We start from the raw sequence: 19,340 nt of genomic DNA on the forward strand, positions 1-19,340 counted from the left end.
TCGTGTGGCTGCGCGACGGCAGCGACCTGTCCGGGTCTCCCGTGCCCGGACGCCGCCAGGCTACAACCGCCCCGGTCGCGCCGCAATGCCAGGTGGCGGGCGGGTGCGGGCCGAACCGATCCGGCGCCGACACCGAACCCTCACCCGCTCGCAAGCGTGTCGTCACCCGCGCGGGGGAACTCCGTCGATAGGGGTTCGATATTCTGGCGTCGAACTCCGAAGTCGATGGCGGTCGTCCTGCCGGGAGGGGTGTTCGGTCCGGTGCCGATCAGCAGAGTCGCGGAGTATCCGCGTCCGGATCATGTTCTGTTCCATTTCAGTGATACCCACCTCGTCGCCGGTGACGGGGATCTGTACGGCGACGTGGACGCCGAGCGGCGGCTGAGCCAGCTGCTCGAGCACGCCACCGCGAGCCGGATCAGGCCGACGGCGATCGTGTTCACCGGGGATCTCGCCGATCGCGGCGAGCCGGGCGCCTACGACAAGCTGCGCGCGCTGGTGGAGCCGTTCGCCGAGGATCTGGGCGCGCCGGTGGTGTGGGTGATGGGCAACCACGACGACCGCGGCACGCTGCGCAGGCACCTGCTCGACGAGCGTTCCTCCGGGCAGCCGTTCGACCGGGTGCACATGATCGACGGGCTGCGGCTGGTGGTGCTGGACACCTCGGTGCCCGGCCACCACTACGGCGAGATCAGCGACGAGCAGCTGGCGTGGTTGCGCGAGGTGCTCGCCGAGCCCGCGCCGTTCGGCAGCATCCTGGCCATGCACCACCCGCCGGTGCCGTGCGTGCTCGACCTGGCGGTGACCGTGGAGCTACGCGACCAGCGCAGGCTGGCCGACGTGCTCGACGGCACCGACGTGCGCGCCATCCTGGCCGGGCACGTGCACTTCTCCACCTACGCCACCTTCGCGGGCATCCCGGTGTCGGTGGCCTCCTCCAGCTGCTACACCCAGGATCTGGCCGTCGCCGAGGGCGGCATCCGCGGCCGCGACGGTGCGCAGGCGTTCAACTTCGTCCACGTCTACCCGGACACCGTGGTGCACTCGGTGGTGCCCATCGACGCGGGCCCGACGGTCGGTTCCCCGGCCACGCCGGACGAGGCCGCGGCGCGGCTGGCCGCGGAGGGCATCGTGATCCCGCCCGCGGCCCGTATCCCGCACGTCATGCGGCGCCGGCAGTCGACTCCGGAAGCGGACGACGAGACGGTGCGCTGACCCGTTCCCAGGGCGCCGGGTCCGGGAAGTAGCCGGCGAGGAACCGCGACACCTCGCGCACCCGCTCGGACTCGGAGATCTCCGGGAAGCTGCCGTCGTTGAGGCAGAAGAAATCGAGGTCGCGGTGCGCGGCGATGTCGTCGAGCACCGCGAGCCCCGCCCGGCTGGTGGTGTCGACGTAGGCCACCCGCGCGGCTTCCTGCGGGACCGCGCGGCCGGTGAGCAGCGCGTAGTAGTGGTAGAGCGAGTTGGTGACCGAGATGTCGGTGGCCGCGCGGAAGCGGCTGGTCCTGGTGCGGGCGAAGTCGGCGGCGAACTCCTCCTCCATCTCCCGCAGCACGCTGCGGCGCAGCGGCACCGGCGTGTGCTCGAGGTGGCGGGTGATGACGTGCCCGAACCGCTCGGCCAGCAGTGCCCGGTTCACCCGGGCGGCGTTCTCGTAGCCGCTGCGGCGCTCGTTGTTGCGGCCGGGGCCGATCCGCACGTCGGCCTCGATGAAGCGGCTGATGCCGGCCGGGGTGAAGAACATCGACGGCCGCACCGGGCGGGCGAAGAACATGTCGTCGTTGGAGTACAGGAAGTGCTCGCTGAGCCCCTCGATGTGCTGGAGCTGGCTCTCCACCGCGTGCGAGTTGAAGGTGGGCAGCCCGGAGGTGTCGCTGAAGTGGTCGATCGCGCGCACGATGGTGACCTTGGGGTGCTCGGCCAGCCAGGCGGGTGCGGGGGAGTCGGTGGCGATGAAGATGCGCCGGATCCACGGCGCGTTCTTGTGCACCGAGCGCAGCGCGTACTTCAGTTCGTCGATCTGGCGGATGCGGGCGTCGGCGTCGTCGCCCTCGCCGACCACGACCTGCGCCATCATCCCGGCCCGGCGGGCGCGGAACTCGGGGTCGGAGCCGTCCACCCAGGAGAAGACGATGTCGATGTCGAAGCCGACGTCGGTGGGCTGCGGGGCGAACATCTGCGCCAGCGTCGGCCAGCTGCGGTCGAACAGCCGGACCTCGGTGAACTCCACGTCGGCCAGGTCGAAGACGGTGCGGGTCAACGCGTTCGGGCGCGGGCATTCGACCGTGTCGCCGTGGTACTCCCACAGCTCCAGCTCCACGTGGTGGGCCGGGTCGCGGTCGCGGCCGAGCCGGACGACGTCGGGCTGCGGCTGCGTGCAGACGAAACCGGCCGCGGCCGCGGCCGAGGTGACCCGCCGGACCATCGCGCGATGGGCGGCGTCGGCGGCCAGCACCAGCCGGTGGTCGCGGTCGCGCACCAGCAGGAACGGCACCTCGGCCGCGGCGAGCTGCGCCCGCAGATAACCCAGGTCGGCGATCGTCGCCTCGGAGACGGCGAGGTTGCCCGCCACCTGCCCCGCGACCGCGTCCACGGTGCCGAAATCCATTCCACCCATGCCGGTATCCATGTCTGCCTCCACACGTTCGCTGTCCGAGAGAATTCGCCCGCACCTCGCTCTCACCGCACCGGGAGTCGGGCGACCGCCGCGGCGACGCCGATGCGTCACCGCGGTGCGGTCCGGCCCGGTGCGGTGCGGAGTCAGACGTGGGGAGCGGTGCCGTAGTGCCGGAACGTCGTGATCCGCCGAACTCGGGACGAGTGGTAAACCATTTCGTTCTCACCTCACTCACGCACCGGACGCGTCACGCGTCGTCAACAGGAGAGCGCGGTTCCGAGGTGGCGACCGAGCGCGACCGTGGAACAGCACGCAGGGCCGGACAGTCATCGGCCGGCGAAACGAAGAACGCCTGGTGAACAGGACGTTGCATAGGAATGATGCCCCCGTGGCGAGATTCCGTCAATCGGACCCTACCGGGGCGTAGCAGGGCGGCGCGGGCGGCCGGAGCGGGCGACGGGGACCACCGTTGCACCAGCGGGCATGTGCGCCAGCACCTTAGACTGGCAGGGGCGCGGCACAGCCCGCCGCGCACGAGATCCGCGAGGTGACGAAGTTGACAGCTGATCATCCCGAGCTCGACGTGCTACCGCAGTGGCCGCAGGAGACCATCGCCGTGCTCGTCACGACCGACCCTGCGCCCCATGCCATCCCGGTCTCGTGGCCGGTGCGCGCGGGCGATCGCCGCATCCTGATCAGCCTGAAGTCCGACCGCGGTTCACTGGCACGGTTGCGGGAGCGCCCGGACGTGGCGCTGCTGATCCTGGGCGGCGGCGACGTGGCGCTGTGCGCGCGCGGCACCGCGAAGGTGATCGCCGAGGAGATGCCGGGGGCGCCGGACTACGTCGCCGTCCAGATCGATGTCGCGGTGATCGACGATCACCGCCAGTCCGCGTTCGCGGTCGCGCAGGGCATCCAGCGCACCGTGCTCGACGAGTCCGAGTTGAACGCGTTGAAGGGCCGCGTGGCGACGCTGCGCGACTGGGCCGAGCACCCGAACTGACCCGCACACAACGAGAGAGGCGGCGCCGCCGTGCGCCGAACGGAAGGGGATCATGAGCGTCACACTCGCCAAGGGCGGCAACGTCTCGCTGTCCAAGCAGGCGCCGAACCTGACGAAGGTCGCGGTCGGACTCGGCTGGGACGTCCGTACCACCACCGGTGCGGACTACGACCTCGACGCCAGCGCGCTGGCGTGCGGGCCGAACCTGAAGGTGCTGTCCGACCAGCACTTCGTCTTCTACAACAACCTGCGCTCGCCGGAGGGCACCATCGAGCACACCGGCGACAACCTCACCGGCGAGGGCGAGGGTGACGACGAGGTGGTCAACGTCGATCTGGCCGCCACGCCGCCGACGATCACCAACATCTTCTTCGCCGTGTCGATCCACGACGCCGACGCGCGCGGGCAGTCCTTCGGCCAGATCCGCAACGCCTTCATCCGGGTCGTCGATCAGCAGACCGGCGCCGAGCTGGCCCGCTACGACCTGACCGAGGACGCCTCCACCGAGACCGCGATGATCTTCGGCGAGCTGTACCGGCACGGCGGCGAGTGGAAGTTCCGCGCCATCGGCCAGGGCTACGCCTCGGGCCTGGCCGGCATCGCCCGCGACTACGGGGTCAACGTCTAGTCCGCCGGGTCCGTGGGCACCGCGCTCAGGCGGTGCCCACGGTCTGCGGCAGCGGCCGCGGCCGCGGGAGGGCCAGGCCGTCGAGCAGGACGAAATACCGGCGCACCATGAGGATCGCCGTCGCGGCCAGGCCCGCGGTCAGCCCCCACCACACGCCCGGTGCGCCGAGGCCGACCGGCAGCGCCAGCACCAGCGCGGTGGGCAGACCGACGAGCCAATACCCGATCAGCGACAGCCGGAACCCGGCGCCGGTCTCCTCCAGCCCGCGCAGCAGCCCGGTACCGATGTTCTGGGCGGCGTCGAAGAACTGCAGGACGATGCCGATCAGCAGCAGCACCCGGGCGATGTCGAGGGTCGCCGTGTCGGCCGGGTCCAGGAACGGGCGCAGCACCAGCTGCGGCGCCAGCACGTACAGCGCACCCGTCACCGCCGCCACCACACCCGCGTAGCGCAGCGCGAGCCATGCGACGTGGCGGGCGTGCGCGTGTTCGTCGCGGGCCACGGCGTGGCTGACCAGGATCGAGGCGCCGTGCGAGAGGCCGATCGCGACCTGGAACACGATGTAGATGATCTGGTAGACGACGTTGTGCGCGGCCAGCGCCGCGGGTCCGAGGCTGCCCATGACCAGCGCGAGTACCGAGAACATCCCGGCCTCGGAGCCGTAGGTCAACGCGATCGGCGTGCCGAGACGCAGCTCGGCGAGGACCGTACGCCCGCGCACCGGCCACGGCCGGACCGACAGCATCGCCCCGAGCCGCTCGTCGTGGCGCACCATCGCCCAGAAGACACCGAAGGTGATCAGGAAGACCAGCGAGGTCGCCACGCCGACGCCGGTGAGCCCCAGTGCGGGCACACCCGCCCAGCCGTGGATGAAGGCCAGCGCGAGCACCAGGTTCAGCGCGATCGATGCCAGCGTCACCAGCAGCAGGGCCTGCGGTCGCTGCATGCCGACGGTGTACTGCCGCAGCACCTGGAACCACAGGCACGGCAGCAGGCCGGGGGCGAGCGCGACCAGCAACGGGCGCGCCTCGGCGAGCACGCTCGCGTCCTGGCCCAGCCATTGCAGGGACCAGCCGAGCCCGATCAGCACCGCACCGCCGAGGAGTCCGGCCAGGGTGGCGACGAGGAAGCTGGCGCGCACGATCTCGCGCACCTCGCCCGCGGGCGAGTCACCTCGTTTGTCCGCGGCGCTCACCGCGGCCGCCACCTGGTTGCCGGTGCCGGTGACCAGCCCCACGCACATCGTGCGGATCTGGTTGAACAGCACCAGTGCCAGTCCGCCCGCGGCGACCGCGCCGACCCCGAGGGTGCCCATGAGCGCGATGTTGGTGGTCGACACGGCGATCTGGGCCAGCTGGGTCAGCGCGATCGGCGTGGCCAGCGCGGCCAGCCTGCGCGTGTCCGGACCGAACGGAGTCATGGCTGCACCTCGGTGTGCGCGGGGCGATACGGCGGGGTGATCATCGCGCGTGGGCCAGGGCGGGGCGGCGGGCGGCGGGTGCGTACCGGCGCAGGTGCTCGCGCACGCGGTCCTCGACGGCCGGGGCGAGCAGGTCACGCGCGCGCATCCAGTCGTCGTCGAAGACGGTGTCGAGGTACTTCTCCCCGCCGTCGCACACGATGGTGACCACCGTCGACCCGGGCGGGAACTGCTCGAGCCGCTCCAGGCCGACATACACCGAGCCGCCCGCGGAGCCGCCGAGCATGAGCCCGAGTTCGGCCGCGACGGCGCGCGCGGTGGCGAAGGCATCGGTGTCGGACACCTTCACGCCCTCGTCGAGCAGCGAGTAGTCGACGGCGGTGCCGATGGTGGCGCCGGGCGGCGTGCCGGTGCCGGACTGCCAGTACGGGCCGCCCGGGCCGCCGAAGGCGATCGAGCCCACCGGCTCCACCCCGATCACGTGCGGCGGGCAGCCGAGCTGGCGCAGCCGGGTCGCGGTGCCGAAGAGCGAGCCGCCGGTGCCCACCGCCGACAGCAGGATGTCGACCCGCTCGACATCTTCCAGCAATTCTTCGGCGACCGGGTAGTAGCCGACCGCGTTGGCGTCGTTGTTGTGCTGCTCGGTGAAGTACCCGCCGCATTCGGCCGCCATCGCCTCGGCCAGGTCCTCCCGTGCCGAGGTCGCCAATCCGTCGTCACCCTCGTCGGCGACGTACACCAGTTCCGCACCCATCGCTGCCATCGCGCGCAGTTTGTCCTTACAGGCGTGGTGATCGACCACCGCGGTGAAGCGATACCCACGTTCGGCGGCAACCACCGCGAGGCCGAGCCCGGTATTGCCGGACGTGGACTCGATGATATGCCCGCCAACCTCCAGCAAACCGCGCCGCTCCGCGTCGAGCACCATTTCGCGTGCCATCCGGATCTTGGCGGCGCCGGTGGGGTTGAACTGCTCCAGCTTGAGCAGCAGGCGGGTGCCGGTGTCGGTGGTGGCGAGTTCGAACAGTGGCGTGCGGCCGATCAGATCCGTCACACGGGTGACGAGCATGGGTGGTCTCCTCGGGTACGGGGGCGGGCCGCGGCACGGCCGTCCGGCGCGCGTACCGGGGCCCGCGTGGTGGTGTGGATGGTGGGGTGACGGCGCGTCAGCGGGTGTCCAGGGCCCAGCGCAGTCGGCCGCCGTCGGTCTCGTGCAGTACGACCTTCGGCGGGATCGGTAGTTCATGGAAGGCGGATTCGTTGGAATCCATCTGGTACCCGGCGGTATTCGGGTAGACGAGCAGGTCGCCGGGTTCGGCGGCGCGCGGCAGGGGGATGCGCCGCCAGCTGAGCATGTCCGACTCCAGGCAACTGGTGGCGCCCACGCAGGTGGGGGTGGGCGCACCGGGGCGGGTGGGCCACAGCAGCGGGTCGGGTAGGTATTCGCTGGCGAACCACTGCTCGGACAGGCTCAGGCTGGTGCCGTCGACGGTCAGCAGCCGGTACGGCCGCCCGTGCGCGTGGCGGGTCTTGGCGCCGCGCACGCCGAACACGGTGCAGCCCGCCCGGTCGAGCAGCGCGCGGCCCGGCTCGATCGCGAGCCGGATGCCGTTGCCGCGCAGCAACTCCGCGAGGCCACCGTGACGCAGGATCTCCGCGAGCATGGCGGCGCCGGGAACGGGGAAGTGGTAGGGGTAGTAGGAGTCGAAGCTCTTGCCCGCGTGGAACCAGGCGGGCCCGGCCGCCGCGGTGAACGCCGCCCACGCCTGCGCCGGGACGTAGTCGACACCGAAACCGCCGCCGATGGAGATGGTGTCGGCGGCGTGGCCCTCGGCGCGGGCGCGTACACACCGCTCGACCAGGACGGCCGCCAGCTCGGCGCGGGCGCTCGCCTCGTACCCGCCGAGGTGGAAGCTGAATCCGGCCAACCGGATCCGGGTGCCGGCGAGCAGGGTGAGCGCCCGGTCCAGTTCCTCGTCGGTCATGCCGAAGCGGCTGTCCGATGCCGGTGGTAGCACGCGCAGCAGCACCCGGGTGTCGAATCCTGCGGCGACCATCCGCTCGAGTTCGTCGACGGCGTCGACGGCGACCACCGCGCCGTGCCGGGTGGCCAGCCACAGCAACTCGTCGGATTTCGCCGGTCCGGTGACCATCAGCTCCGGGCCGCGCACGCCCTGGGCCAGCGCCGCGGTCAGCTCGCCGACGCTGGCCACGTCCACGCCCGCGCCCTGTTCCGCGCACGCCCGCGCGATGCAGACGGCCTTGTTCGCCTTCTTGCCGTAGTAGACGTATCCGTCGACCCCGGCCGTGGTGAAGGCGACCTGGAACGCGGCGATGTTGGCCCGCACCCGCGCCGGGGCGAGCAGATGGAACGGCGTACCGACGGCGAAGGCGATGTCGGCCAACAGGTCCGGGTCCGCCAGCACCCGCCGCTCCCAGTCGCCCAGGTGCGCGGGCATGGGCACGGCCGCGATCGAGGCGGCGTCGTCGCCCGGCCGTTCCGGCCAGCCCGGGATCGGCAGGGGCACGGTCTCGTCGGGCAGCGCCGGTGCGGGCGCGACGTCCGCGGGCGCCTCGGCGCTATCGTCGGCCGCCCGCGGGACGTACGCGGCCGGGTCGACCTCGAACAGCACCATCTCGCCCGCGCCGGGCAGGTCCACGCCCACCTCTGTTCCCACAGCGGCACCTCCGTGCCCTAATCCCACAGTGGCACCTCCGTGCCGCGGCCCTCGGCGATGGCGCGTTCGGCGAGGGCGTGGGCGACGGCGATGTCGGTGAGCACCAGACCGCTGTTGTAGACGAAGATCTTCTCCTCGTCCGAGCGCCTGCCCACCGCGCGCCGGGTGAGAATGTGCGGCAGTTCGGCGTCCACGCCGCGCAGTGTGCCGTCCGGCCCGGCCATGTCGGTGCCGGTCAGCCGCATCTGCTCGGCGCTGGTGGCCACCACGCGGTCGGCCTCGACCAGGGTCGAGGGCGCCAGGCCGTAGCCGACCAGGACGACGGTGGAACCCGGTGCCAGATCGGCGGATTCGAGGGCGACCTCGGTGCCGGGGCCCGCGGTCGCCAGCACCACGTCCGCGCCCGCCGCCGCGGCACGTGGATCCTCGACGGTCTCGAGCAGCGCGTGCGGGTTGTGCTCGGCCAGGTGCCGGTGCACGGCCGCCAGCCCCTCGGCGTGCGTGCCGTAGACCATCAGCTTGCGCAGCTGCGGATTGGCCGCCAGCAGGTGCGGCAGCGCGTTACGGCCCTGGGTGCCGGTGCCGATGAGCAGCACGCTCTCCGCGCCGCGGCGCATCGTCTCGCGCACCAGCAGCGCCGACACCGCCGGGGTGCGCAGCGCGCCGACGCGCGCGCAGTCCATCATCGCGATGGGTGCGCCGGTGGTGTCGTCGTAGAGCGTGATGGTGGTGTAGTAGCGCTTGGTGCTGCGGTCGTGGCCGGGGTCGAACTTGTAGCTGGTCTTCATGGCGACCACCCGGCGCCGGCCGTCGCGGCCCAACATGGCGTAGGCGACCGACCAGCCGTCCGGATTGGCCACGCTGAGCTTGCGCGGATTGTCCGAATCGCCCGCGGCGAAGGCGAGATACGCGTCCTCCACGGCGCGCACCACCTCGCCCGGCGTGATCGGCACGTCGGCGAGATCGCTGCGGCTGAGCACGCGCAGCGGCGTGCTCCGGTCACGAGTGTTCACGGCGTCCTCGTTCATCAGGTGTCGTTTCCCGCTCTGCTCCCGCTCGGCCGATCCGTTTCCGGAACGGGGCGACTGTGCGCTGCCCGTACCCATTCTCGTCGGCTTCGGCGGCCCGGCGCCGTCGTTCGGGCAGGCGGATGTTCACCCGCTTGAGCCAGCGATCGGTGCCGTCGTACCGCGCGGTGAACGGTACCCGACCGTGCACCGCGACATCGTTGTCCACCAACAGCATTTCGCCGGGCGCCAGCGCCACGGTGACGCAGACCCGTTCCAGCTCCGCGCCCAGGCGGGCGTAGGCGAGCCGGAAGGCCGGGTCGGCGTCGTCGAGCGGAGTGTAGGCGGGGTCGTAGCGCAGCGTGGGAAACGATGCGGCTCCGGTGTTTTCGGCCGCGTCCCAGATGGTCGGCAGCGGTACGGCGGTGTGCCGCTCGTGCCCGTCGCCGTAGGAGACGTCCGGCAGGATCGGCAGCGTCGGTATGGTCAGCAGCGCGCGATCGGCGGGGTCGAGGTCCACCCGGCGGATCGAGGACACCGTGGTGCCGACCGCGTCGACGTTGCGCAGGCACGCGAGCATCAGCAGATTCGCGCGCTCGGGGTGGAACGCGTCCTCGGTGTGCGGGCTGAGCAGCGTGGCGCTGCTGGCCCCGGACTGTTCGAATTCGTGGCCGGGGCTCGGCACGATGTTGTTGACCAGCCTGCCGTCCTGCTGGCCGACCCAGCCGAACGGCTCGCCCGCGCACCGGGCGAGCAGCAGCACGGCCAGGTCGAGACGCAGCGACGCCGAGTGCGGATCCGCGGCGGCACTGCGCGCCGCCGCGCGCCAATTCGCCGGTGTGGGGCCCAATTCCGCGTCGGTGAGCGGTAGGCGGCGCAGCACCGCGGCGCCCGCGTCGCCCTCGGGCGGGCGCACGGCGTGGCGTACCGCGTCGGGCAGTTCGCCCGCGCGCGCGTCGATCAGCTCGAGCAGCGCCGGGTCGGTCAGGGTCGTGGTGTGCCGTGCCGGGCCGGGCAGGCGCGCCAGTGTGGTAGATATCTCGTCGGCCAGCTCGCGCACGGCCCGCGCGGCGGCCGCGGGGAGTTCACGGTGTTCGATGTCCAGTGGGTGAAGCGTCTTACGTTCCGGGAGAACGCTTTTCACCAGGGATTCCCTTCTTCGCATCGGATCGAAAAGCGGTGGGGGCGAATCGAACTGCGAAGCTATCCGGTCCTGCCGACTTAAGCAAGCCTTACCTAAGCGAGTCGGGGAAAAATAGCCGAATCGCATGACAGGCTAGAGCTTCCGTGGCCGGTGAGAGCGCTTTTCGGGGGCGCAGGCGCGGGTCGCGTCGGCGGCGCGGCGCCGTCAAGCCGGGTTACGCGGCGGCGTCTGGATGATGGAGTGGTGTTGTCGAAGAGAACCGGCGTCCTGGCCGCCGCGCTGGTGACCCTGGTCGTCGCCGGGTGCGGTCTCGGACAGGACCTGCCACCCATTCCCGAGGGCATCCCGCCCGGCCCCGGGGCCCCGTTGCCCGTCATCGACGTGGACGCGCCCGGCCGCGCCGCCCTGCAACTGCGCGACTGGGCCGAAACACAGTCCGGCACGCTCGGCATCCCCACCGTCGCACTCGAGGCCTACGGCTACGCGGCCGCGGTGATGGCGCGCTCCCGGCCCGGCTGCGGCATCGCCTGGACCACGCTGGCGGGCATCGCCAGTGTGGAGAGCAAGCACGGCACCCACCGCGAGTCCGATCTGCACGCCGACGGCGTGGTGCGCCCGCCCATCATCGGCGTGGCGCTGGACGGCTCGCCGGGCGTGGCGGTCATCCGCGACACCGACGGCGGCGCGCTCGACGGCGACCCCGAGCACGACCGCGCGGTCGGACCGCTGCAGTTCATTCCCGAGACCTGGCAGCGCTGGGGTGTCGACGCCAACGGCGACGGGGTGCTCGACCCGCAGAGCATCGACGACGCCGCGCTCACCGCCGCCCGGTACCTGTGCGCCAGCGGCGGCGACCTCACCTCCCGGGAGGGCTGGCAGCAGGCGCTGCTCACCTACAACCAGTCGACCAGCTATCTCCACACCGTCCGGCACCGCGCGGCCGCCTACAGCGTGGGCCGGCGGGTGTGACAGGCCGCCCGGAGTGCCGGTTACCTCGGACGCGGCGGGGACGCTAGGCTCGGCACCGCACGGCCCAACCGTCAGACCCACCGTGCCAGCAGCCGAAGGAGAGTCGTTTTCGTGGCCATCATCGAACAGGTCGGAGCGCGCGAAATCCTGGATTCCCGCGGAAACCCCACCGTCGAGGTCGAGATCGCCCTCGACGACGGCACCCTCACCCGGGCCGCCGTGCCGTCGGGTGCCTCCACCGGTGAGCACGAGGCCGTCGAACTGCGCGACGGGGGCGACCGCTACAACGGCAAGGGTGTGCTCAAGGCCGTCGAGGGTGTCCTCGACGAGATCGCGCCCGCGGTGATCGGCCTGGACGCGGTCGAGCAGCGCACCGTCGACCAGGTGCTGCTGGACCTGGACGGCACCCCCGACAAGTCCCGCCTCGGCGCCAACGCCCTGCTCGGCGTCTCGCTCGCGGTGGCGCGCGCGGCCGCGGAGTCCTCGGGCCTCGAGCTGTTCCGCTACCTGGGCGGCCCGAACGCGCACGTGCTTCCGGTGCCGATGATGAACATCCTCAACGGCGGGGCGCACGCCGACACCGGGGTGGACGTGCAGGAGTTCATGGTCGCCCCGATCGGCGCGCCCACCTTCAAGGAGTCGCTGCGCTGGGGCGCGGAGGTCTACCACGCGCTCAAGGCGGTGCTGAAGTCCAAGGGCCTGTCCACCGGCCTCGGTGACGAGGGCGGCTTCGCCCCCGACGTGGCGGGCACCCGCGAGGCGCTGGACCTGATCGCCCAGGCCATCGCCAAGACCGGCCTGAAGCTGGGCAGTGACGTCGCGCTCGCGCTGGACGTCGCGGCCACCGAGTTCTACACCTCCGGCAGCGGCTACAAGTTCGAGGGCACCGTCCGCTCGGCCGAGGAGATGGCGCAGTTCTACAGCGAACTGCTCGGCGCCTACCCGCTGGTCTCCATCGAGGACCCGCTCTCGGAGGACGACTGGGACGGCTGGGTCGCGCTCACCGACCAGATCGGCGACAAGATCCAGCTGGTCGGCGACGACCTGTTCGTCACCAACCCCGAGCGGCTCGAGGACGGCATCGCCAAGGGCGCGGCCAACGCGCTGCTGGTGAAGGTCAACCAGATCGGCACCCTCACCGAGACCCTCGACGCCGTCGAGCTCGCGCACCGCAACGGCTACAAGACGATGATGTCGCACCGCTCGGGCGAGACCGAGGACACCACCATCGCCGACCTGGCCGTCGCCGTGGGCAGCGGCCAGATCAAGACCGGCGCCCCCGCGCGCAGCGAGCGTGTCGCCAAGTACAACCAGCTGCTGCGCATCGAGGACGCGCTCGGCGATTCCGCGCGGTACGCCGGCGACGTGGCGTTCCCGCGCTTCGTGTTCGACGGGTAAGGCTCGTGTTCGAAGGGTGAGGCGAGGAGATCCATGACGGAGCGACGCGCGCGCGGTACCAGTCCGGCAGGACGCGGTGACCGCCGCACGTCGCGCGCGGCCCGGTCGCGACCGCGGGCGGGCGCCGACGCGGAAGCGGCCGCCCGGCCCGCCGCGGCCCGCCCGCGCAGGCGGGTCGAGTCCGGGGACAAGAAGCGCGCCGAACCCCGCAAGATCGCGGTCCGCCGCGGCGAGGCCAAGGACAAGACCGAGCGCACCGTGCTCGGCCTGTCCACCGGCAAGGCCGTCATCCTCGCGGTGGTGATCTGCGCGCTCGCGCTCACCCTGTCGGTGCCGATGCGCACCTACTTCAGTCAGCGTGCCGAGGCGGCGCAGCTGGCTCAGGAGCGTCGCGAGCTCGAGGCCGATCTGGCCCGGCTGCGCGATCGCCGTGCCCAGCAGGAGGACCCGGCGTTCATCCGGTCCGAGGCCAAGGACCGGCTGCGGTTGGTGATGCCCGGCGAGACGCCCTACATCGTGCAGGTGCCCGGCATCGAGGCACCACCACGCCCGTCCGGCCCGACCCAGTCCAGGACCCCGGATCCCTGGTACACCGACCTGTGGCGCACCATCGCCCAGCCGCCGCCCGCCGAACCGGCCACCCCGCCGTCCGCCGTCCCCACGCCCACCGCACCGCCCCAGCCCGCACCGGAAGGACCACGGTGAGCGCACCGACCGACCGTGATCTCGAGATCGTCGCCGAACAACTCGGCCGCACCCCGCGCGGCGTGCTCGCCATCGCCTACCGCACGCCCGACGGCGTGCCCGCGGTGGTGAAGACCGCGCCGCGACTGCCCGACGGCACCCCGTTCCCGACGCTGTACTACCTCACCGACCCGCGCCTGACCGCCGAGGCGAGCAGGCAGGAGTCGGCCGGGGTGATGCGGGAGATGACCGAACGGCTGGCCCGGGATCCGGAGCTGGCCGCCGCCTACCGGGCCGCACACGAGAGCTACCTGGCCGAGCGCGACGCGATCGAACCGCTCGGCACCGATTTCACCGGCGGCGGGATGCCCGAGCGGGTGAAATGCCTGCACGTGCTCATCGCGCATTCGCTGGCCAAGGGGCCCGGGGTGAACCCGCTCGGTGACGAGGCCGTCGCGCTGGCCGCCGAGCACGGGTTGCGCGGCACCGTCGTTCCGGCCGACTGGCCGACCTACGAGCCGAAAGGCGGAGCAGCACATGAGTGATCGGGTCGCCGCGGTCGACTGCGGCACCAACTCCATCCGGTTGCTGATCGCCGACGTGCGACCCGACGGACGGCTGGCCGACGTACACCGCGAGATGCGGATCGTGCGCCTGGGCCAGGGCGTCGACGCCACCGGCGCGCTGCACCCCGACGCCATCGAACGCACCAGGGCGGCGCTGGCCGACTACGTCGACATCATGCGCGAGACGGGTGTCGCGCGGGTCCGCATGGTCGCCACCTCCGCGACCCGCGACGCCGCCAACCGCGCCGACTTCTTCGCGATGGCGCGCGCCGAACTGGGCCGGGCGGTCCCCGGCGCCGAAGCCGAGGTCATCAGCGGTGACGAGGAAGCCCGCCTGTCGTTCACCGGCGCGGTGGGCGAGCTGAGCGGCAGCGCCGGGCCGTTCGTCGTGGTCGATCTCGGCGGCGGTTCGACCGAGCTGGTCTTCGGTGACGCGAACGGCGTCGAGGCCGCGTTCTCCGCCGACATCGGCTGCGTGCGGATCACCGAACGTTGCCTGCACGACGACCCGCCCACCCGAGAGCAGATCGCCGAAGCCAGGCAGTTCGCCGCCGAGCGACTCGCCGAGGCGTTCGTCCGCGTCCCGGTCAGCCGCGCGCACACCTGGGTCGGGGTCGCGGGCACCATGACCACGCTGGCCGCGGTCGCGCTCGACCTGCCCGAGTACGACCCCGCCCGCATCCACCTCACCGCGCTGCCGCTGGACCGGGTGCGCGCCGCCTGCGACCGGCTCATCGCGATGACCCACGACGAACGCGCCGCGCTGGGGCCCATGCATCCGGGCCGGGTGGACGTCATCGGCGGCGGCGCGGTGATCACCGAGCTGCTCGCCGAGGAGCTGTCCCGCCGGGCCGGCATCACCGAACTGGTCGTCAGCGAGCACGACATCCTCGACGGTATCGCCCTGTCCATCGCCTGATCCGCCGCCGGAACGCCGGCGTTCGTTTCGGTCGAGATGATCGAGGTATTCCCGCCTCGTGCGACTCCTCCGAGCCCCGGGCGTCTACCGTCCGCAAACCGACACCCGGCTGCTGGCCGAGGCGGCCACCGCGGCCACCCTGCCGCAGCGGCCGCGCGTCCTCGATTCGTGCACCGGGACCGGGGCGCTGGCCATCGCCGCCGCCGAGGCGGGCGCCGAGTCCGTCACCGCGGTCGACCTGTCCCGCCGCGCCGTCGCCACCGCCTGGTTGAACAGCCGCCTGCGCGGGCTCCCCATCGAACTGCTGCGCGGTGATTTCGCGGCCGTGCTGGGGGAGCGGACCTTCGATGTGGTGCTGGCCAACCCGCCGTACGTGCCGTGCGCGGACCCGCACCCCGCCCGCGGCGCCGACCGCGCCTGGGACGCCGGCCACGACGGCCGCGCGGTGCTGGACCGGCTCTGTGACCACCTGCCGCGGCTACTCGCCCCGCGTGGCGTCGCGTTGATCGTGCACTCCGAGCTGTGCGGCGAGGAGACGTCGCTGCGGCGGCTGCGTGACAACGGCTTGAAGGCCTCCACCGTCGCCCGCCACATCATCCCGTTCGGGCCGGTGCTGCGCGAGCGCGCCGCCTGGCTCGAATCGGTCGGGCTGATCGCGCCCGGCCAACGTCACGAGGAACTGGTGGTCATCCGTGCCGACCGCATCGAACGCTGACGCACACACCGAAAACGACCGTGCCGGGACCGGATCGGTGACGGATCGCCGGGTGGTCCGCGCGGAACCGGAGCGGCGGCGCATCACCTACACCGACGACGGCCCCGCGCTGGTGGAAGGACCGGTCGAACTGGTCTCGCCCGCGGGCGAGGTGATCACCTGCGACCGCTTCCTGGTCGCCCTGTGCATGTGCCGTCGCAGCAAGACCTATCCGCTGTGCGACACCAGCCACCGCAAACGGGTACGGCCGGCGCCGGAGTGAACCGGCCTGCGTGGTGACGCTGCGCTGCCGCCTCCGGCCGCTGACCCGCTCAGGCTGTGTTGGATTTGCCTGAGCGGGGCGGCCTGCGTGGTGACGCTGCGCTACCGCCTCCGGCCGCTGACCGCTCAGGCTGTGTTGGATTTCGCCTGAGCGGGGCGGCCTGCGTGGTGACGCGCGCTACCGCCTCCGGCCGCTGACCGCTCAGGCGGGGACCGGCAGTTCCTTGCGGAGCGAACTGCGGCCTGCCGTCCAGTTGTCGAGTACCTGGGTGGCGAAGCGATCTTCGAGCAGGTTCGTCACCTGGATGCCGAAGACCACCGATTCGGTGAGCGCGGGTTCCTCGCGGACCAGCGAGCCGATCACGTCGCGGCGCATCACCTGTTCGTGCACGGCGTCGGCTTCGACGTGCTCGGCGTAGAACCGCACGCAGGCCGGGTCGGCGTCGAAGGCGTCCAAGGCCTCCACCATCCGCCGCGATCCGGGCGGGGAAGTGATCTCCACGTCGGCGAAATGGCCCACCAGCGCGCCGCGCAGCTGCCGGTGCAGTCCGAACAGCGACATCATGTTCACGATCGCCAGCATCGGCGCCGGCACGTGCTCCAGGTAGTGCAGGTAGCCGTCGTCGAGTCCGGCGCCCGCCATCAGGTCGGCGTAGAGCCGGGCGTGCACGCGGTCGCCGTGGCCGCCGCCGTACTCGTCGAACTCCACCGCGACCAGCGAGGCCTTGGCCTGCCCCCGCAGCCGCGGGATCGCCCACACATAGGGATCGGCTTCCTTGTGGTGATAGATCGAGCGGTGCACGAAGTACTCCTGCACCTGCCACCACCGGCCCTCGTCGCGCAGATAGCGGCTCACCCCGGCCCCGTCGATCGGCTCGACCAGCAGCTGCTCGAGTTCGCCGTCGAGGTCCGCGCCGCCGGGCACGTCCGCCCGCAGCGCCGCCAGGTAGGGCCGTTCCAATCCGGCGCGGAAGCCGAGCAGACCCGGGTCCCATTCCCAGCCGGGATGCACGCCGTCGAAGCCGTAATAGTGCAGCTCGTAGCAGGTGTGCAGGGCCAGGTGCAGGTCCTCGCCGTAGGGATCGACGGAGTCGCCCACCCGCGGTAGGGCCGAGCCCGGTTCGCCGCGCAACGCGTCGACGACGGCGGCCGACAGCTCCCCGCGCGGTTCCGGCAACCTGGACAGCCCCGTCTTCCCGATCTCGATCATGACCGGCGAATACCCCGGCCGGCGCGGGTCTACCCGGTTGTGTCGGCGTTCACCCCGGTCAATCGCGGGTGCGTGCCCGTCCGACGATCAGATGGCACAGCCGCGCCAGCGACTCCTGGTTGCGCGGTTTGATGGCGGCGTGCTGCAGCGAGTTCGGCAGCAGCGTGCCCGGCCCGCGCATGGCGTGTTCGCGCATGACGATGCGGGTGGTCTCGGGCCCGGTCGCGGTCAGCTCCAGGATGATGTGCGCCGAGCCGACCGGCCACAGCCGGGCCTCGAGTTCGAGGCGCCGCGGCGGCTCGGCGGCCCGCACCATGGTGACGTCCTTGGCGGTGAACGGCCACGGTCCGACACTGTGGTGGATGCGGGAGCCCACCGCGGGCCAGTCCGGATCCACGTCCCGGATGTGGGAGGCGCCGACCACCCACCCGGCATACAGCCAGCCGTCGCTGAGCACCGCGAAGGCGCGCTCGATGTCGGCGGGCACGATGATCTCCGCGTCGCTCATGGCCTGTCCCTTCGTCCCGTTCTCGCCCCCGACTTTCCCCGCCTGCGCGGACCGAAACCCGCGCCGGTGGGCGGCCGACGAATCCGGCGAGTTGTTCGCCACGCGGTAGCGGAATGTGTCAAGGTCTGCTCATGTCGCACGTCGTGGAATCCGATCCACCGATCCCGGGCCGGACGCTGTTCGGCCATCCGATCGGGCTGACCAACCTGTTCGGTGTGGAGCTGTGGGAACGGTTCTCCTTCTACGGCATGCTCACGATCCTCGGGTACTACCTCTACTACTCGGTGACCGAGGGCGGGCTCGGGCTCGCGCAGGAGACCGGCGTCGGCATCGTCGGCGCCTACGGCGGTCTGGTCTACCTGTCCACCGTGCTCGGCGGCTGGGTCGCCGACCGGCTGCTCGGCATGGAGCGCACCGTGTTCTACGGCGGCGTCGTGGTGGTCGCCGGGCATCTCGCGCTGGCCGTGCTGCCCGGACTGACCGGCGTCGGCGTCGGCTTGACGCTGGTCGCACTGGGCAGCGGCGCCCTCAAGGCCAACGCCTCATCCCTGCTCGGCACCCTCTATCCCGCCGACGACGCCCGCATCGACGGCGGCTTCACCCTCTTCTACCTCGGTATCAACCTCGGCGCCTTCACCGGCCCGCTGCTCACCGGCGTGTTGCAGACCCACTGGGGCTTCCATTTCGGTTTCGGCGCGGCCGCCGTCGGCATGACCCTCGGCCTGGCCCAGTACGTGATCTTCCGGCGCAACCTCGGCACCGCGGGCAAGACCGTGCCCAACCCGCTGCCGCGCCGCGCCTACGCCCCGATCCTGGCGGCGGTGGCGACCGCGGCCGCGGTGGTCGCGCTCACCTGGGCGGTCGGCTGGGTCACCCTCGACAACCTGCCGGAGGTGACCACCGGCGTCATCGTGGTCGCCTCGGCCGCCTACTTCCTGGTCATGCTCACCAGCGCGAAGGTCACCCCGATCGAGCGCAGCCGGGTGCGCGCGTTCCTGCCGCTGTTCCTCGCCAACGCGGTGTTCTGGAGCCTGTTCCAGCAGATCTTCACGGTGCTGGCCGTCTACTCCGACGAGCGGATGAACTGGAGCATCTTCGGCTGGACCGCGCCCAGCAACTGGATCGGCTCGGTGGAACCGGTGTGGATCATCGTGCTCTCGCCGTTGTTCGCGCTGCTGTGGACGCGGCTGGGCAATCGAGCGCCCTCCACCCCGCGCAAGTTCGCGCTCGGGGTGATCGGCATGGGCGCCTCGTTCCTGCTGTTCATGCCGCTGGCCGGGTTCTCCGACGGCGGAGTTCCGGCCGTGCTCGTGCTGCTGGTACTGGCCGGTTTCGCGATCTCCGAGCTGCTGCTGTCCCCGATCGGACTGGCCGTCACCACCCAGCTGGCGCCCGAGGCGTTCCGCGCCCAGATGATGGCGTTGTATTTCTTCTCCGTGGGTATTGGTACGTCTATGTCCGGTGTCCTCGCTCGTTTCTACGATCCGCAGCACGAGGCGGTCTATTTCGGCGTCACCGGTGCCGTCGCTATTGTGATCGGCCTGATCGTTGCGGCCCTCGGTCCGTGGATCAGCCGTTACATGGCCGGCGTCCATTAGCAGAAGGAGTGACCA

Annotated in this window: 19 protein-coding genes; 11 read left to right on the forward strand and 8 right to left on the reverse strand. The window is 71.5% G+C overall.

The features are described 5' to 3' along the window. Positions 1-225 precede the first annotated feature (225 nt). A complete protein-coding gene (locus AMO33_RS24480; RefSeq protein ID WP_050768166.1) occupies positions 226-1,215 on the forward strand; it encodes a phosphodiesterase in 990 nt (329 codons plus the stop codon). On the opposite strand, the gene AMO33_RS24485 is transcribed toward AMO33_RS24480, so the two are convergent. Further along, positions 1,163-2,617, reverse strand: a complete 1,455-nt coding sequence (locus AMO33_RS24485; protein WP_411157133.1) for a stealth family protein — start codon at positions 2,615-2,617, stop codon at positions 1,163-1,165. The genes AMO33_RS24480 and AMO33_RS24485 overlap by 53 nt on opposite strands. A gap of 547 nt (positions 2,618-3,164) precedes the next feature. Between AMO33_RS24485 and AMO33_RS24490 the strand changes: the two genes are divergently transcribed. After that, on the forward strand, positions 3,165-3,620 hold the full coding sequence (locus tag AMO33_RS24490) for a hypothetical protein (RefSeq protein WP_011211402.1): 456 nt from the start codon (positions 3,165-3,167) through the stop codon (positions 3,618-3,620). 52 nt (positions 3,621-3,672) lie between these two features. After that, positions 3,673-4,248 (forward strand): TerD family protein, encoded by a 576-nt coding sequence (locus AMO33_RS24495; protein ID WP_011211401.1) that lies wholly within the window; start codon positions 3,673-3,675, stop codon positions 4,246-4,248. A 25-nt stretch (positions 4,249-4,273) separates the two neighbouring features. On the opposite strand, the gene AMO33_RS24500 is transcribed toward AMO33_RS24495, so the two are convergent. The 5 genes from AMO33_RS24500 to AMO33_RS24520 form a co-directional block, all read right to left on the reverse strand. Continuing rightward, positions 4,274-5,668 (reverse strand): MATE family efflux transporter, encoded by a 1,395-nt coding sequence (locus tag AMO33_RS24500; protein WP_060594424.1) that lies wholly within the window; start codon positions 5,666-5,668, stop codon positions 4,274-4,276. Positions 5,669-5,708: 40 nt separating this feature from the next. Then, positions 5,709-6,737 carry a PLP-dependent cysteine synthase family protein gene (locus tag AMO33_RS24505; RefSeq protein ID WP_060594425.1) on the reverse strand — a complete coding sequence of 343 codons (1,029 nt, stop codon included), beginning with the start codon at positions 6,735-6,737 and terminating at the stop codon, positions 5,709-5,711. A 97-nt stretch (positions 6,738-6,834) separates the two neighbouring features. Continuing rightward, complete coding sequence (locus AMO33_RS24510; RefSeq protein ID WP_060595133.1) at positions 6,835-8,304, reverse strand: alanine racemase; 1,470 nt, start codon at positions 8,302-8,304, stop codon at positions 6,835-6,837. A 59-nt stretch (positions 8,305-8,363) separates the two neighbouring features. After that, the gene (locus AMO33_RS24515) at positions 8,364-9,374 is read right to left on the reverse strand and encodes an ornithine cyclodeaminase family protein (RefSeq protein ID WP_170916175.1); all 1,011 of its coding nucleotides are present in this window, start codon (positions 9,372-9,374) and stop codon (positions 8,364-8,366) included. Then, positions 9,346-10,497 carry a TauD/TfdA family dioxygenase gene (locus tag AMO33_RS24520; protein ID WP_060594426.1) on the reverse strand — a complete coding sequence of 384 codons (1,152 nt, stop codon included), beginning with the start codon at positions 10,495-10,497 and terminating at the stop codon, positions 9,346-9,348. The genes AMO33_RS24515 and AMO33_RS24520 overlap by 29 nt, the downstream gene beginning before the upstream one ends. A gap of 246 nt (positions 10,498-10,743) precedes the next feature. Between AMO33_RS24520 and AMO33_RS24525 the strand changes: the two genes are divergently transcribed. The 7 genes from AMO33_RS24525 (at position 10,744) to AMO33_RS24555 (ending at position 16,010) form a co-directional block, all read left to right on the forward strand. Beyond that, positions 10,744-11,466, forward strand: coding sequence for a lytic transglycosylase domain-containing protein (locus AMO33_RS24525; RefSeq protein WP_082668857.1), 723 nt, complete (start codon positions 10,744-10,746; stop codon positions 11,464-11,466). 111 nt (positions 11,467-11,577) lie between these two features. Next, positions 11,578-12,864: a phosphopyruvate hydratase gene (gene eno, locus AMO33_RS24530; protein WP_011211394.1), complete on the forward strand. Its 1,287-nt coding sequence runs from the start codon at positions 11,578-11,580 to the stop codon at positions 12,862-12,864. Positions 12,865-12,897: 33 nt separating this feature from the next. Further along, positions 12,898-13,569 (forward strand): FtsB family cell division protein, encoded by a 672-nt coding sequence (locus AMO33_RS24535; protein WP_060594427.1) that lies wholly within the window; start codon positions 12,898-12,900, stop codon positions 13,567-13,569. After that, a complete protein-coding gene (locus tag AMO33_RS24540) occupies positions 13,566-14,093 on the forward strand; it encodes a DUF501 domain-containing protein (RefSeq protein WP_011211392.1) in 528 nt (175 codons plus the stop codon). Before AMO33_RS24535 ends, AMO33_RS24540 begins: the two co-directional genes overlap by 4 nt. Then, positions 14,086-15,033 (forward strand): Ppx/GppA phosphatase family protein, encoded by a 948-nt coding sequence (locus tag AMO33_RS24545; protein ID WP_060594428.1) that lies wholly within the window; start codon positions 14,086-14,088, stop codon positions 15,031-15,033. Before AMO33_RS24540 ends, AMO33_RS24545 begins: the two co-directional genes overlap by 8 nt. Before the next feature lie 58 nt (positions 15,034-15,091). Then, positions 15,092-15,748, forward strand: coding sequence for a HemK2/MTQ2 family protein methyltransferase (locus tag AMO33_RS24550; protein ID WP_060594429.1), 657 nt, complete (start codon positions 15,092-15,094; stop codon positions 15,746-15,748). Positions 15,749-15,785: 37 nt separating this feature from the next. After that, positions 15,786-16,010 carry a CDGSH iron-sulfur domain-containing protein gene (locus AMO33_RS24555; protein ID WP_261307346.1) on the forward strand — a complete coding sequence of 75 codons (225 nt, stop codon included), beginning with the start codon at positions 15,786-15,788 and terminating at the stop codon, positions 16,008-16,010. A gap of 201 nt (positions 16,011-16,211) precedes the next feature. Here the strand turns inward: AMO33_RS24555 and AMO33_RS24560 are convergent, their stop codons facing one another. Then, positions 16,212-17,219: an iron-containing redox enzyme family protein gene (locus AMO33_RS24560; RefSeq protein WP_060594430.1), complete on the reverse strand. Its 1,008-nt coding sequence runs from the start codon at positions 17,217-17,219 to the stop codon at positions 16,212-16,214. A gap of 58 nt (positions 17,220-17,277) precedes the next feature. Next, complete coding sequence (locus AMO33_RS24565; protein ID WP_060594431.1) at positions 17,278-17,727, reverse strand: SRPBCC family protein; 450 nt, start codon at positions 17,725-17,727, stop codon at positions 17,278-17,280. Between the two features lie 131 nt (positions 17,728-17,858). On the opposite strand from AMO33_RS24565, the gene AMO33_RS24570 reads away from it, so the two are divergent. Next, positions 17,859-19,325 carry a peptide MFS transporter gene (locus tag AMO33_RS24570; protein WP_082668796.1) on the forward strand — a complete coding sequence of 489 codons (1,467 nt, stop codon included), beginning with the start codon at positions 17,859-17,861 and terminating at the stop codon, positions 19,323-19,325. Positions 19,326-19,340: the final 15 nt, after the last annotated feature.

The organism is Nocardia farcinica (genome assembly GCF_001182745.1).
GTDB classification, from domain to species: Bacteria; Actinomycetota; Actinomycetes; order Mycobacteriales; family Mycobacteriaceae; genus Nocardia; species Nocardia farcinica.